The sequence below is a fragment of the Pseudomonas sp. TMW22080 genome, assembly GCF_022496745.1.
Classification (GTDB): Bacteria; Pseudomonadota; Gammaproteobacteria; order Pseudomonadales; family Pseudomonadaceae; genus Aquipseudomonas; species Aquipseudomonas bubulae.
Map to the genome: position 1 here is coordinate 575,701 of NZ_SCFF01000002.1, position 13,565 is coordinate 589,265.

The 13,565-nt window shown below is 58.1% G+C and carries 11 protein-coding genes; 8 read left to right on the plus strand and 3 right to left on the minus strand.

What is annotated here, in order from left to right; translation table 11 throughout:
- Positions 1-38: 38 nt before the first annotated feature.
- The gene (gene sbcB, locus EQV96_RS09080; protein ID WP_240881770.1) at positions 39-1,490 is read left to right on the plus strand and encodes an exodeoxyribonuclease I; all 1,452 of its coding nucleotides are present in this window, start codon (positions 39-41) and stop codon (positions 1,488-1,490) included.
- Positions 1,491-1,566: 76 nt separating this feature from the next.
- On the opposite strand, the gene mvaT is transcribed toward sbcB, so the two are convergent.
- Entirely contained in the window at positions 1,567-1,944 is a 378-nt protein-coding gene (mvaT, locus tag EQV96_RS09085; protein WP_048363549.1) for a histone-like nucleoid-structuring protein MvaT, read from the minus strand.
- A 349-nt stretch (positions 1,945-2,293) separates the two neighbouring features.
- Here mvaT and purU point away from each other — a divergent pair, with 349 nt between their 5' ends.
- Both purU and EQV96_RS09095 read left to right on the plus strand, forming a co-directional pair.
- Positions 2,294-3,142 (plus strand): formyltetrahydrofolate deformylase, encoded by an 849-nt coding sequence (gene purU / locus EQV96_RS09090; protein WP_095001795.1) that lies wholly within the window; start codon positions 2,294-2,296, stop codon positions 3,140-3,142.
- Positions 3,143-3,194: 52 nt separating this feature from the next.
- The gene (locus EQV96_RS09095; protein ID WP_095001794.1) at positions 3,195-3,374 is read left to right on the plus strand and encodes a hypothetical protein; all 180 of its coding nucleotides are present in this window, start codon (positions 3,195-3,197) and stop codon (positions 3,372-3,374) included.
- Here the strand turns inward: EQV96_RS09095 and EQV96_RS09100 are convergent.
- On the minus strand, positions 3,371-5,260 hold the full coding sequence (locus tag EQV96_RS09100; RefSeq protein ID WP_095038655.1) for a methyl-accepting chemotaxis protein: 1,890 nt from the start codon (positions 5,258-5,260) through the stop codon (positions 3,371-3,373). The genes EQV96_RS09095 and EQV96_RS09100 overlap by 4 nt on opposite strands.
- A 195-nt stretch (positions 5,261-5,455) precedes the next feature.
- Here EQV96_RS09100 and EQV96_RS09105 point away from each other — a divergent pair, with 195 nt between their 5' ends.
- A complete protein-coding gene (locus EQV96_RS09105; RefSeq protein ID WP_095022951.1) occupies positions 5,456-6,940 on the plus strand; it encodes a helicase HerA-like domain-containing protein in 1,485 nt (494 codons plus the stop codon).
- Between the two features lie 64 nt (positions 6,941-7,004).
- Here EQV96_RS09105 and EQV96_RS09110 read toward each other — a convergent pair whose 3' ends face one another.
- Positions 7,005-7,463 carry a DciA family protein gene (locus tag EQV96_RS09110; RefSeq protein WP_095001791.1) on the minus strand — a complete coding sequence of 153 codons (459 nt, stop codon included), beginning with the start codon at positions 7,461-7,463 and terminating at the stop codon, positions 7,005-7,007.
- Between the two features lie 307 nt (positions 7,464-7,770).
- Here EQV96_RS09110 and secA point away from each other — a divergent pair, with 307 nt between their 5' ends.
- From secA to EQV96_RS09130, 4 genes are all read left to right on the plus strand, one after another.
- The gene (secA, locus tag EQV96_RS09115) at positions 7,771-10,524 is read left to right on the plus strand and encodes a preprotein translocase subunit SecA (RefSeq protein WP_095001790.1); all 2,754 of its coding nucleotides are present in this window, start codon (positions 7,771-7,773) and stop codon (positions 10,522-10,524) included.
- A gap of 115 nt (positions 10,525-10,639) precedes the next feature.
- The gene (gene argJ / locus EQV96_RS09120) at positions 10,640-11,857 is read left to right on the plus strand and encodes a bifunctional glutamate N-acetyltransferase/amino-acid acetyltransferase ArgJ (protein ID WP_095001789.1); all 1,218 of its coding nucleotides are present in this window, start codon (positions 10,640-10,642) and stop codon (positions 11,855-11,857) included.
- Positions 11,858-11,958: 101 nt separating this feature from the next.
- Positions 11,959-12,591, plus strand: a complete 633-nt coding sequence (locus EQV96_RS09125; RefSeq protein WP_095001788.1) for a glutathione S-transferase — start codon at positions 11,959-11,961, stop codon at positions 12,589-12,591.
- Positions 12,588-13,532: a Nudix family hydrolase gene (locus EQV96_RS09130; RefSeq protein ID WP_095019263.1), complete on the plus strand. Its 945-nt coding sequence runs from the start codon at positions 12,588-12,590 to the stop codon at positions 13,530-13,532. The genes EQV96_RS09125 and EQV96_RS09130 overlap by 4 nt, the downstream gene beginning before the upstream one ends.
- The last annotated feature ends 33 nt before the right edge of the window (positions 13,533-13,565 follow it).

Genomic DNA, 13,565 nt, shown 5'->3' on the forward strand with positions numbered 1-13,565 from the left:
CGCCTAGACTGTCCGGGTCTACTGCTCAGGAACACCCCGTGACCTCTATCTTCTGGTACGACTACGAAACCACCGGTATCAACCCGCGCTGCGACCGGGCGGTGCAAGTGGCCGGCATCCGCACCGACCTTGAACTCAACGAGATTGATCAGCCGGTCAACCTCTATTGTCAGCCAAGCGACGATATCCTCCCTCATCCCATGGCCTGCCTGATCACCGGCATCACGCCCGCTCGTCTCGAAGACAAGGGCCTGGGCGAAGCCGAGTTCATGACTCGCATCCATGCCCAGCTGGCCCTGCCCGGCACTTGCGGGGCGGGCTACAACTCGTTGCGCTTTGATGATGAGGTAACGCGCTACAGTCTCTACCGAAACTTCTTCGACCCTTATGCGCGTGAATGGCAGGGTGGCAACAGTCGCTGGGACCTCATTGATGTGGTGCGAACAGCCTATGCCCTGCGGCCTGAAGGCATCGTCTGGCCAGAGGAAGAGGGGCGGGTGACGCTCAAGCTTGAACGGTTGACGGCGGCTAACGGGATTGATCATGGCCAGGCCCACGATGCGTTGTCCGATGTGCGGGCAACCATTGCGCTGGCCCGGCTGATTCGTGACAAACAACCCAAGTTATATGACTGGTTATTCCAGTTGCGCAGCAAACAACGTGTGCTTGATCAAATTCGGCTATTGCAGCCCATGCTGCATATCTCGGGGCGTTTTTCCGCGGCCAGACATTATGCCGGTGTGGTCTTGCCGCTGGGTTGGCACCCAAAGAATCGTAATGCTCTGATTGTCTACGACCTGCACTTAGACCCTCAGCCTTTACTGGAGATGGACGCCGCAGCGTTGCGCAAGATGCTCTATACCCGGCGTGAAGATTTACCCGACGGTCAATTACCCATTGGGCTAAAGCTGATTCAAGTTAATCGTTGCCCGGTGGTCGCCCCCTTGAATGTAGTGCGTGCCCAGGACCAACAGCGATTGCAACTGGACATGGACCTCTATCACGCGCGAGCCCGGAGCCTTGTTGAGGCTCAGCAAGTTTGGCAGGAAAAGTTGTCGGCCATTTATGCCCGCGAAGACTTTGCCCCCAGTGAAGATCCGGAGCAGCAATTGTATGACGGGTTTATTGGCGATCGAGACCGTCGACTGTGTGAGCAGGTCAGGCACAGTGACCCGGAGCAATTGGCCAAAGATACATGGCCATTTGATGATGAGCGCTTGCCCGAATTATTGTTTCGATACCGCGCCCGAAACTTTCCACATACCCTGAGTGAACAAGAACAGCAGCGTTGGCATATCTTCTGCCAGCAGCGTTTGTCGGATCCGGCCATGGGTGCGCCTTTGACCCTGGACAGCTTTATGCAGGCAGCAGATGAGCTGTCGCGCAGTGCCACGCCGGCCCAGCTAAAGCTTCTGGGCGAATGGCAGCGCTATGCCCAGGCATTGAGCCGGCGTGTCGGGCTGAGCCCGCCCGCCGAGAGTGCGGACTAAAACACAGGCAATAAAAAACGCCAGCATGCTGGCGTTTTTTAGTGGCATCGCAAAATAGTTGCGGGCCCGGTGTCACTTAGTCGAGCAAAGTAGCCCAACCTTCAACCACGTCGCCGCCCCACTTGGCTTTCCACTCTTTCAGAGTTTTGTGGTTGCCACCTTTGGTTTCAATCACTTCACCATTGTGTGGGTTTTTGTATTGTTTAACCTTACGGGCACGTTTGGTGCCGGTGGTTTTAACAACGCCGCGAGGTGCTTTGCTAACTTTGGATTCCGGATCCAGCAGAGCGATGATATCGCGTAGCGATTTTTGGTATTCGCCCATCAGCGTGCGCAGTTTGCCTTCAAATTCCAGCTCGGTTTGAAGTTTGTCGTCTTCGGACAGGTTCTTCAGGCGGGCTTGCAGTTCTTTGATGGCTTCTTCGGTTGCACGATATTCGTTGATCAAGGACATGAGGATAACCTTATGTTGAAAAGGATGTCAGGGAGACAGTGGCGCAATAGTAGTCAGACAGTTACTGCAAGTAAACATGAAAGGGCTATTTAATTTAAAATTTTATTCATTAACTTTGCCCTCGGGAATATGCGCGCTATTAAATACACCGCGCTACAGTGAGGTTAATATGGACGATCAATAACATCGGCAAGTGTCCGTCCATTGCAGTGCAGGCCACGTCGATGCTGGTGTGGCACCTTTGGTGCGCGACCCGATGGCGCAGGTGCCGAGCTGTAACGAATACTGCAGTTTTGCTGCGCACTCGCTAGAATGGCGGCCTTAGTAAAGTTTTTGGAGTTTTCCCCTCATGCGCACTTTTCGGTTGGTGATTGCGTGCCCCGACGGCGTCGGCATTGTCGCCAAGGTCAGCAATTTCCTTGCCTCCCACAATGGCTGGATCACTGAAGCAAGCCACCACTCGGACGACCAGAGCGGTTGGTTCTTTATGCGTCACGAGATTCGTGCCGATTCCCTGCCGTTCGGGCTGGAGGCGTTTCGTGAGGCATTTGCCCCGATCGCCGAAGAGTTCTCGATGGAGTGGCGCATTACCGATACGGCGCAGAAAAAACGCGTGGTATTGATGGCGAGCCGCGAATCCCACTGCCTGGCAGATCTGCTGCACCGCTGGCACAGCGATGAACTGGACTGCGATATTTCCTGCGTGATCTCCAATCACGACGACCTGCGCAGCATGGTCGAGTGGCATGGCATCCCGTTCTATCACGTACCGGTTGACCCGAAGAACAAGGAGCCGGCTTTCGCCGAAGTCTCGCGTCTGGTCAAGCACCATGCTGCCGAAGTGGTGGTACTGGCCCGTTACATGCAAATCCTGCCACCTGACCTGTGCAGCGAATATGCCGGCCAGGTCATCAATATCCACCACAGCTTCCTGCCGTCGTTTGTCGGCGCCAAGCCTTATCACCAGGCCTCGATGCGGGGCGTGAAGCTGATCGGTGCAACCTGCCATTATGTGACTGAAGAGCTGGATGCCGGTCCTATCATCGAGCAGGACGTGGTACGTGTCAGCCACAGTGACAGCATTGAGGATATGGTGCGTTTCGGCCGTGATGTCGAGAAAATGGTACTGGCCCGTGGCTTGCGTTATCACCTTGAAGATCGCGTGCTGGTGCATGGCAACAAGACTGTAGTGTTCTGATCGACACCGTGGGAGCGAGCCTGCTCGCGAAGGATTGCCGGCGGAGGATGTGATGAGCGATCCACTCGACAAGGCGACATCCAGTGCTCCACCGACCTTGGGTGAGGGCTGTCTGAGTCGCTATGACCCGGATGCCCTCAGCCCCGAGGACGGCACCGACTTCCCCGGTGCCGCCGAGCTTTGGGCGCAGGAGCTAGACGCTGCAGGCATGCAGCGTGTGCCTGAAGCCTAAATCCTGAAACTGCCCACCAGATGCTTCAGGCGGGCAGCCTGCTGTTCCAGATCGGAACACGCGCGAAGGGTTGATTGAAGGTTTTCGACGCCTTCCTGATTCAGCGTATTGATCTCGGTAATGTCCATATTGATCGACTCGACCACCGAGGTTTGTTCCTCGGTTGCCGTGGCGACAGACTGGTTCATGCCGTCGATTTCACCAATGCGTTCGGTCACGCTGATCAGGCGCTCGCCCGCGCGGTTGGCGATTTCCACGCTGTCCTGGCTGTGACGCTGGCTTTCTTCCATGGTGCTCACTGAGCCTCGGGCACTGATCTGCAATTCTTCGATCATTTTCTGCACTTGCTGCGCCGATTCCTGGGTGCGGTGTGCCAGGTTGCGCACTTCATCGGCGACCACGGCAAAGCCACGCCCGGCTTCGCCAGCACGAGCTGCTTCAATGGCGGCGTTAAGGGCCAGCAGGTTGGTTTGCTGGGAAATGCTGGTAATCACCTCCAGGATTTGACCGATATTCACCGTCTTGTCGTTAAGCGACTCGATATGACCGCTGGAAGTGCCGAGCATTTGCGACAGCTTCTGCATCGAGCTGATGCTGCGTTCGACCACTTCCTGGCCTTCCTCGGCAAGGCTGCGTGCATCGCTGGCCTGGTGCGAGGCCTGGGCGGCGTTGCGGGCGATCTCCTGTGCGGCGGCGCCCAGTTCGTTGATAGCAGCGGCGACGCTACTGGTGCGGCTGGCCTGTTCGTCAGAGTTGAGCATCGATGAGTTGGAAGCGCTGACAACCCGCAGGACCACCTCGTTGACTTGGCCGGTGGCCGAGGCCACTTCGCTGATGGAAGCGTGAATGCGCTCGACAAAACGGTTGAATGCGCTGCCCAGGGTACCGAATTCATCCTGGGACTCCACCACCAGGCGGCGCGTCAGGTCGCCTTCGCCTTCGGCAATATTCTGCATGGCGCGGGTCATCACGTGCAGCGGTTGCATCAGCAGGCGAATCAACAGGCCGAGCAGGGCGATGATCGAAACCACGGCGATAACCGTGGCAATAATTGCCGACGTACGGAACTCACTGAGCGCTGCGAAAGCCTGCTCCTTGTCAACCGACAGGCCGATGTACCAGTTGGCTGAGCCCAGCCCTTTGATCGGGGTGAAGCTTACGATCCGGGTTTTGCCATTGGCCTGGATCTCGCTGAACGCAGTGGTGATCGCGGGAGTGTCCTGCGGATAGATGTCCTTCAGGTTCCTGGTGGCCAGGCTCTTGTCCGGGTGCACCAGGATTTCGCCGTCGGCATTGATCAGAAAGGCGTAACCCATGCCGTTGAAATTCAGCGCGTTGATGCTGTCGGTGATGGCTTGCAGGGTCATGTCGGCGCCGACCACACCCAGGGTTTGAGAGCCCTTTTTTACCGGGGCCGCGATGGTAATGACCATCTGTCCGGTGGCAGCATCTATATAGGGTTTGGTCAGGCTGGAGCTGCTGCTGTTGAACGCATCCTTGTACCAGGGCCGGGTGCGCGGATCGTAGCCGTCAGGCATCTTGCTGTCAGGGCGAATGGTAAATCCGCCTTGGCTGTCACCAAAATAAACCGACATAAAGGTACTGCTCAGGGTTTTTTGTTCCAGCAGGCTGGCCACCTGGGCGGGCTCTGGTGTCAGGGCGATGGATTCAGCGAGGTTTTGCGCCAGCAGGATCCGGCCACCGAGCCAGGTCTGAATGTTATTGGCCGTGACACTGCCCATCTCGTGCAGGTAGTTGTCCAGGTTGTTGCGGATGGCGTTGCGTTGCAAGTAGTCGTTATACAGCGTAAATAGCGAAAAGGCGGCTATTACGATCAGGGACGCGGCAAGCAGGATTTTATGACTGAAACGCAGGTTTTTATTCATGGCTTGAAGGGTCCGCTAAGGTCTAAAAGTGTGCGACATACACTCTGGTAAAACGCGCGCTCTACACAGCACTGCCTGAACAGGGCAAGTTGGCTGTTGATCAAGCCGCTTTACCACGCTAAATCCGGTTTTATGTGGTCTAGCATTCAGTGTGTATCGACCCGCGATCGCTAAAGATTAATAAAAGGTGGCAAAATGCCTGACTCTTCTGCTCTAGTAATCGGCGCTGACCTTTCGGCTCAGCCCATCGCGCAGTCCTTGCGCCTGGCCAATCGCCACGGTTTAGTGGCGGGAGCCACGGGCACGGGTAAAACCGTTACGCTTCAGCGGCTGGCTGAACAGTTCAGTGATGCCGGGGTGGCCGTCTTCGCCGCCGACATCAAGGGTGACTTGTGCGGCCTGGGTGCGGCCGGCAATCCCCAGGGCAAGATTGCCGAACGGATCGCGGGAATGCCCTGGCTCAATTACCAGCCCAAGGCCTATCCGGTTACTTTGTGGGATATCCAGGGCAAGACGGGTCACCCATTGCGCACGACCCTGAGTGACATGGGGCCGTTGCTGCTGGGCAGCCTGCTGGAGCTGACCGACAGCCAGCAGTCGGCCCTCTATGCCGCCTTCAAGGTGGCGGATCGGGAAGGGTTGTTGCTGCTTGACCTTAAAGACCTCAAGGCACTGCTCAATCACCTGCGTGACAACCCACAAGTGCTCGGCGATGACGCGGCCCTGATGACCACGGGCTCTAGCCAGGCGTTGTTGCGCCGTCTGGCAACCCTTGAACAGCAGGGTGCAGAAGCCCTGTTTGGGGAGCCGGCACTGCAGCTCGACGATATTTTGCAGCCCGCCAGCGACGGGCGCGGGCAGATCCATCTGCTCGATGCCAGCCGCCTGGTGCATGAAGCGCCCAAGGTCTACGCAACGTTCCTGTTGTGGTTGCTGGCGGAGCTTTTCGAACAGTTGCCCGAGCGCGGCGATGCAGACAAGCCCTTACTGGCGCTGTTTTTCGACGAAGCGCATCTGTTGTTTGCCGGTACGCCAAAAGCATTGCAGGACCGGCTGGAACAAGTGGTCAGGTTGATTCGTTCCAAGGGTGTAGGGGTGTATTTCGTCACTCAATCACCGGCGGACTTGCCCGATACGGTGCTGGCACAGTTGGGGTTGCGTATCCAGCACGGGCTGCGGGCCTTTACGGCCAAAGAGCAGAAATCCCTGAAAGCTGTGGCAGACGGCTTTCGCCCCAATCCGGCATTCAGCGCGCTGGCCGTACTGACGGAGCTGGGCACGGGGGAGGCTCTGGTGGGCATGCTTGAGGAAAAAGGCACGCCGGCGATGGTTCAGCGGGTGCTGATTGCGCCACCGCAATCGCGTATAGGCCCGCTGACGGAGGCCGAAAGGGCTGCATTGATCAGCCGTTCAGCGCTGCAGGGGCGTTATGACAAGCCCGTTGATCGAGAGTCGGCTTATGAAATCCTCATGGCCCGCAAAGGCGTGGCGCCGCAAGATCAGGCGCAGACACAGGCTGCACAGCACGAGCCGGGGTTTCTTGATCAGGCGGGAGACTTTTTGGGCACGACAGCAGGCAAGGCCTTGCAGTCGATGGCGCGTCAGGCGGCGGGTCAGATGGGCCGTCAGCTGGTGCGCGGGCTGTTGGGGTCGTTACTGGGTAACAGCAAGCGCAAATAAATAACAAGACTGCAACTGTGGGAGCGAGCAGGCTCGCTCCCACAATGGGGCTTGATCAGGAGGATCAGTCGGGTTTTGGCCGCGCGTGGCTGGCCAGGCGTTCAAGGGCCGCGCGCAAGGCCGGGTCGGTAATGCCATCGGCCGTTGCCTGGATGGTCTGGGCGGCATCGACGGACAAATCCAGCGTATGCCCCGCGACCTTGGCCTGTACCGTGGGCGGCTGCACCTTGAACAAAATGCGGGTCAGGCTGGCGAACTCGTCGAATGCCTGCAGTTGGCGCAGCAGGCGCTTTTGCTGATAGCGCAGGCGAGTGGCCCAATGGCCGTCGGTCACGATCAGCAACAAACTCCCTTCACGCCATGAGGCAACGTGACAATGCTCCCTCGCGGCGGGCTGAAGCTGGCTTTCAAGCAGGCGTTGCAGGTGTGCCAGGCGCTTGGCATGGCCGAAAATAGCTTTTAGGGGCTTGGCCTCGCGGAGCAGGACGGAGGGTGCCCGTGCTGGATGTGGGCGAAATGCCATGTTCAAACACCTGATAAAACAGAGCTGCAATCTTAGCAGATGCCTGCCTCTCACTGGTCCGGGCTAAGGTAAATCTGAATTTATTTATGAAATCAATGAGTAACTTCTTGTGCAAACGGGTTGAAGTTCAGCAAAAAGCCCTTATTTTAGGGAGGCCCCTTCACAACGCAGTACCAGTATCGTGGAATAACGCCACTTTCCTCACCGCCGTTTCCGGGTAGAATGCTCGTTCGCATGCGGCCATCAGGGCTGCTCGGGCGACTCTCGGGGCCGCCCTCCATCCCTATGTGTGGAAGATCCTGCCGATATGTTTGCGCCTTTGTTAAAGAAACTTTTTGGAAGCAAGAACGAGCGCGAAGTTAAACGCATGCTCAAGACAGTACAGGTCGTCAATTCCTTCGAAGAGCAGATGGTTGCCCTGACCGATGAGCAATTGCGCGCCAAGACCGAAGAGTTCAAGGCCCGCATAGCCAAAGGTGAGACCCTCGACCAACTGCTGCCAGAAGCCTTTGCGGTCTGCCGTGAAGCCGGCAAGCGTGTCATGGGCATGCGTCACTTCGATGTACAGCTGATCGGCGGCATGACCTTGCATGAAGGCATGATCGCAGAAATGCGTACGGGTGAAGGCAAGACCTTGGTAGCAACCCTGGGCGTTTACCTCAACGCATTGTCGGGCAAGGGCGTTCACGTGGTAACCGTGAACGACTACCTGGCTCGCCGGGATGCCAACTGGATGCGCCCGCTCTACGAGTTCCTGGGCCTTACGGTCGGTGTCGTGACACCGTTCCAGCCACCTCAGGAAAAGCGCGAAGCCTATGCTGCCGATATCACTTACGGCACCAACAACGAGTTCGGTTTCGATTACCTGCGTGACAACATGGCTTTCAGCATGGAAGAAAAATTCCAGCGCGAGCTTAATTTCGCCGTAATCGACGAAGTCGACTCCATCCTTATCGATGAAGCCCGTACTCCGCTGATCATCTCCGGTCAGGCTGAAGACAGCTCCAAGCTGTACATTGAAATCAACAAGCTGATCCCTCGCCTTGAGCAACACATCGAGGAAGTGGAAGGCGAAGTCACCAAGGCTGGCCATTTCACCATCGATGAAAAGACCCGCCAGGTTGAGCTGAACGAAGCCGGTCACCAGTTCGTTGAAGACATGCTGACCCAGATCGGCCTGCTCGCCGAAGGCGAAAGCCTGTACTCGGCGCACAACCTGGGCCTGTTGACCCACGTGTACGCTGCACTGCGCGCCCACAAGCTGTTCCATCGCAACGTTGAATACATCGTTGAAGACGGTCAGGTATTGCTGGTCGACGAACACACTGGGCGTACCATGCCGGGTCGTCGTCTGTCCGAAGGCCTGCACCAGGCGATCGAAGCGAAGGAAGGCCTGAATATCCAGGCAGAGAGCCAGACCCTGGCCTCGACCACCTTCCAGAACTACTTCCGCCTGTACAACAAGCTGTCGGGCATGACCGGTACAGCAGACACCGAAGCGTTTGAATTCCACCAGATCTACGGTCTGTCGGTAATGGTCATCCCGCCGAACAAGCCGCTGGCGCGTAAAGACTACAACGACCTGGTGTTCCTCACCGCGGACGAGAAGTACGCGGCAATCGTGGCCGACATCAAGGACTGCATGGCCAAGGGTCGTCCGGTGCTGGTGGGTACGGCAACCATCGAAACCTCCGAGCACATGTCCAACCTTCTGAAGAAGGAAGGCATCGAGCACAAGGTTCTGAACGCCAAGTTCCACGAAAAAGAAGCAGAAATCATTGCACAGGCCGGTCGTCCGGGCGCGTTGACCATTGCAACCAACATGGCCGGTCGTGGTACCGACATCCTGCTGGGCGGCAACTGGGAAGTGGAAGTAGCCTCCCTGGAAAACCCGACACCTGAGCAGATCGCGCAGATCAAGGCCGACTGGCAAAAACGTCACCAGCAGGTGCTGGAGTCGGGTGGCCTGCATGTGATCGCTTCCGAGCGTCACGAATCGCGCCGTATCGACAACCAGCTGCGTGGCCGTGCCGGCCGTCAGGGTGACACCGGTTCCAGCCGTTTCTACCTGTCGCTGGAAGACAGTCTGATGCGTATCTTCGCCTCTGATCGGGTGAAGAACTTCATGAAGGCCCTGGGCATGCAGTCCGGCGAAGCGATTGAGCACCGCATGGTGACCAACGCGATCGAGAAGGCCCAGCGCAAGGTTGAAGGTCGCAACTTCGATATCCGCAAGCAATTGCTGGAGTTCGATGACGTCAACAACGAACAGCGTAAAGTGATTTATCACATGCGTAACACGTTGCTGGCAGCCGACAACATCGGTGAGACCATCGCCGACTTCCGCAAGGATGTACTGGACAGCACCGTAAGCGCTCATATTCCGCCACAATCGTTGCCGGAACAGTGGGACGTCAAAGGTCTGGAAGCGGCCATCGAAAGCGGCTTCGGGGTGAAACTGCCGATCCAGCAATGGCTCGACGAAGATGATCACCTGTACGAAGAAACCCTGCGTGAGAAGCTGCTGGCTGAATTGATTGCAGCTTACAACGAGAAAGAAGAGCAGGCCGGTGCTGAAGCACTGCGCACGTTCGAGAAGCAGATTGTGCTGCGCGTTCTGGATGACCTGTGGAAAGACCACCTGTCGACCATGGACCACCTGCGCCACGGTATCCACTTGCGCGGTTATGCGCAGAAGAACCCGAAGCAGGAGTACAAGCGCGAGTCGTTCAACCTGTTCTCCGAGCTGCTTGATTCGATCAAACGCGACTCGATCCGTGTGTTGTCCCACGTACAGGTTCGTCGTGAAGACCCGGTCGAAGAGGAGGCGCGCCTGCGCCAGGAAGCTGAAGACCTGGCTTCGCGCATGCAGTTCCAGCATGCTGAAGCGCCGGGCCTTGACCAGCCGGAGGCAATGGCCCAGGTGCTGCAAGGTGCTGACGTCGAAGATGTTGTGGCGGCAACCGAGCCTGTTCGTAGCGAGCAGAAGCTGGGTCGCAACGAGCTGTGCCACTGCGGCTCGGGCAAGAAATACAAGCACTGTCACGGGCAAATCAACTAAAGCCCGCTTCACCTGCTGAAACACCTGCGCCGCGACCGGCATTAGCCGTCGCGGCGTTTTACCATTGAATTCCCGTCCTTTTGCGGCGGCGCACAGAACTTTTTAGGAGCGCGTCATGGCTGTTGGTCTTGGTCCTTTGCCTGTTTTGCACCCGGTGGCCGGTTTTGAACTGGGTATCGCTTCTGCCGGTATCAAGCGCGCAGGGCGCAAGGACGTGGTGGTTATGCGCTGCGCCGAAGGCTCCAGCGTGGCGGGTGTTTTCACCCTGAATGCGTTTTGCGCGGCCCCTGTGATTCTGGCCAAACAACGTGTGCAAGGCCCGGTTCGCTATTTGCTGACCAACACGGGCAATGCCAACGCCGGTACCGGTGAGCCGGGGCTGATCGCTGCAACCCGGACCTGCGCCAGGCTGGCTGAACTGACCGGCGTTGATGCCAGTGCAGTGCTGCCGTATTCCACCGGGGTGATCGGCGAGCCGCTGCCTGTCGAGAAGATCGAAGGCGCATTGCAAGCCGCGCTGGACGATTTGTCCGAGAACAACTGGGCCGAGGCTGCAACTGGCATCATGACCACCGACACCCTGCCAAAGGGTGCCAGCCGTCAGTTCGAGCATGAAGGCGTAACCATCACCGTGACCGGTATCAGCAAGGGTGCGGGCATGATTCGTCCAAATATGGCCACCATGCTGGGCTACATCGCCACCGACGCCAAAGTTGCCCGCGACGTGTTGCAAAACCTGCTGCTCGACGGTGCGAACAAGTCGTTCAACCGCATCACTATCGATGGCGATACTTCGACCAACGACTGCTGCATGCTGATTGCCACCGGCAAGGCTGCCCTGCCTGAAATTACAGAAGCCAGCGGCCCGCTGTTTGCCGCGTTGAAACGGGCGGTGCTGGAAGTCTGCATGGAGGTGGCGCAGGCCATCGTGCGTGACGGTGAGGGTGCGACCAAGTTTGTCACCGTTGAAGTAAATGGCGGCGCCAATCACCAGGAGTGCCTGGACGTGGGGTACACCGTTGCACACTCGCCGCTGATCAAGACCGCGCTGTTTGCCTCGGACCCGAACTGGGGCCGCATTCTGGCTGCAGTGGGCCGCGCAGGCGTGCCGGATCTGGACGTCAGCAAGATTGACGTGTTCCTGGGTGAAGTGTGCATTGCCAGCGGCGGCGCCCGTTCGGCCACTTACACCGAAGAGCAGGGCTCGGCAGTGATGGCTCGCGAAGAAATCACCATCCGCATCGAATTGGGTCGTGGTACCTGCAGCGAGACTATCTGGACCACTGACCTGTCCCACGAATACGTGAAAATCAACGCCGAGTACCGTACCTAAGTCGTCTCGACATCACGGGGTTGTCAGCCGATCCTGCGCGGGCAGCACCGTGATGCCTTGAGGGCATCAGATTTACCCCCTAATTCTCAAGGTGTCTGTGTATGAGCTTCCACCTGATCATTGGCGACAAGTTGCACTCTTCGTGGTCCCTGCGTGGCGCGCTGGCGCTGGATCTGGCGGGTGCTGCCTACACCGAGACACTGATAAAACTGGGTCAGCCGGATACCCGGGCACTGATTCTGCAACACTCGGCAACGGGTAAAGTACCGTTGCTCAAGACCGAACATGGCACCATCGCTGACTCGCTGGCGATTGCCGAATATCTGAATGAGCGTTTCCCTGCGGCCCAGTTATGGCCTGCAGATATCAAGGCACGGGCCCAGGCCCGATCGGCTTGCGCGCAAATGCACAGCGGCTTTTTTGCGTTGCGGGGCAATCTGCCATTTGATTTGAGCCATGATCAGGCGCTGGTACCCATGCCGGCCGAGGCTCAGGCCGACATCGAGCGCATCATTGCCTTGTGGGCAGAGTGCCGTGCTGTGGCCAGCGAACGCGGGCCGTACCTGTTCGGGCGGTTGAGTGTGGCTGATGCGTTTTTCGCGCCGGTGGCTGTGCGCCTTCGCACTTATCGCGTGGAGCTGTCAGCAGAAGATCAAGCGTATATCGACGCCATTTATCAATGGCCTGCGTTCAAAGCCTGGCAACAGGCCGGATTAGAGGAAGTACAAGGGTGAAACGAGTTCATGTGGCTGCGGCCGTTATCCGAGGCACAGACGGCAGCATTCTGATCGCTCGTCGCGCTGACACTCAGCATCAGGGCGGTCTGTGGGAATTTCCCGGCGGCAAGGTCGAGGCCGGGGAATCGGTCGAAGCTGCACTGGCGCGCGAGCTGAAAGAAGAGTTGGGCATTACGGTCGAGGTGGCCCGGCCTCTGATCAAGGTTCAGCATGACTATCCGGATAAGCAGGTTCTGCTGGATGTATGGGAAGTTTCGGCGTTTTCCGGCGAACCTCATGGCGTAGAAGGTCAGCCACTGGCTTGGGTCAGTCAGCGCGAGTTGGTGGACTACAGGTTCCCTGACGCCAATCAGCCCATTGTGGGCGCTGCCCGCTTGCCCGATCAGTACCTGATTACGCCGGATGAACTGGAGACCCCTGAGCTGTTGCGCGGTATCCAGAAGGCGATTGCAGGCGGGATCAGGCTGATTTCGTTGCGTGCCCCCAATGGGTACGACCCCAAGTACCGCGACCTGGCGGTGGACGCGACCGGCTTGTGTGCCGGCAAGGCGCAGTTGATGCTCAAGGGGCCGTTGGAGTGGTTGGGGGATTTTCCTTCGGCCGGCTGGCATCTGACGGCCGCGCAATTGCGCAAGTACGCCGCCAAGGGTCGGCCATTGCCAAAAGACCGCTGGCTGGCTGCTTCATGCCATAACGCCGAGGAGCTGGCGCTGGCTGAACAGATGGATGTGGACTTCGTGACCCTGTCGCCGGTGCTGGCGACGCAGACCCACCCTGATGCACAGCCACTGGGCTGGGAGCAGGCGCAGCAATTGATCGCCAATTTCAGCAGGCCGGTATTTTTGCTGGGTGGGCTCGGCCCGGATGATCGCCAGCAGGCGTGGCAGATCGGTGCCCAGGGCGTGGCGGGTATTCGGGCGTTCTGGCCGCAGGTTTGATGTGATTCGGAGGCTGTTGCGGGTCCCGCGACG

Bases quoted from the DNA above. Each gene is read 5' to 3' on its own strand.
- argJ (WP_095001789.1), top strand. From the start codon at position 10,640: ATGGCTGTTGGTCTTGGTCCTTTGCCTGTTTTGCACCCGGTGGCCGGT.
- EQV96_RS09105 (WP_095022951.1), top strand. From the start codon at position 5,456: ATGCCTGACTCTTCTGCTCTAGTAATCGGCGCTGACCTTTCGGCTCAG.
- EQV96_RS09110 (WP_095001791.1), bottom strand. From the start codon at position 7,463: ATGGCATTTCGCCCACATCCAGCACGGGCACCCTCCGTCCTGCTCCGC.
- purU (WP_095001795.1), top strand. From the start codon at position 2,294: ATGCGCACTTTTCGGTTGGTGATTGCGTGCCCCGACGGCGTCGGCATT.
- mvaT (WP_048363549.1), bottom strand. From the start codon at position 1,944: ATGTCCTTGATCAACGAATATCGTGCAACCGAAGAAGCCATCAAAGAA.
- EQV96_RS09095 (WP_095001794.1), top strand. From the start codon at position 3,195: ATGAGCGATCCACTCGACAAGGCGACATCCAGTGCTCCACCGACCTTG.
- EQV96_RS09100 (WP_095038655.1), bottom strand. From the start codon at position 5,260: ATGAATAAAAACCTGCGTTTCAGTCATAAAATCCTGCTTGCCGCGTCC.
- secA (WP_095001790.1), top strand. From the start codon at position 7,771: ATGTTTGCGCCTTTGTTAAAGAAACTTTTTGGAAGCAAGAACGAGCGC.
- EQV96_RS09125 (WP_095001788.1), top strand. From the start codon at position 11,959: ATGAGCTTCCACCTGATCATTGGCGACAAGTTGCACTCTTCGTGGTCC.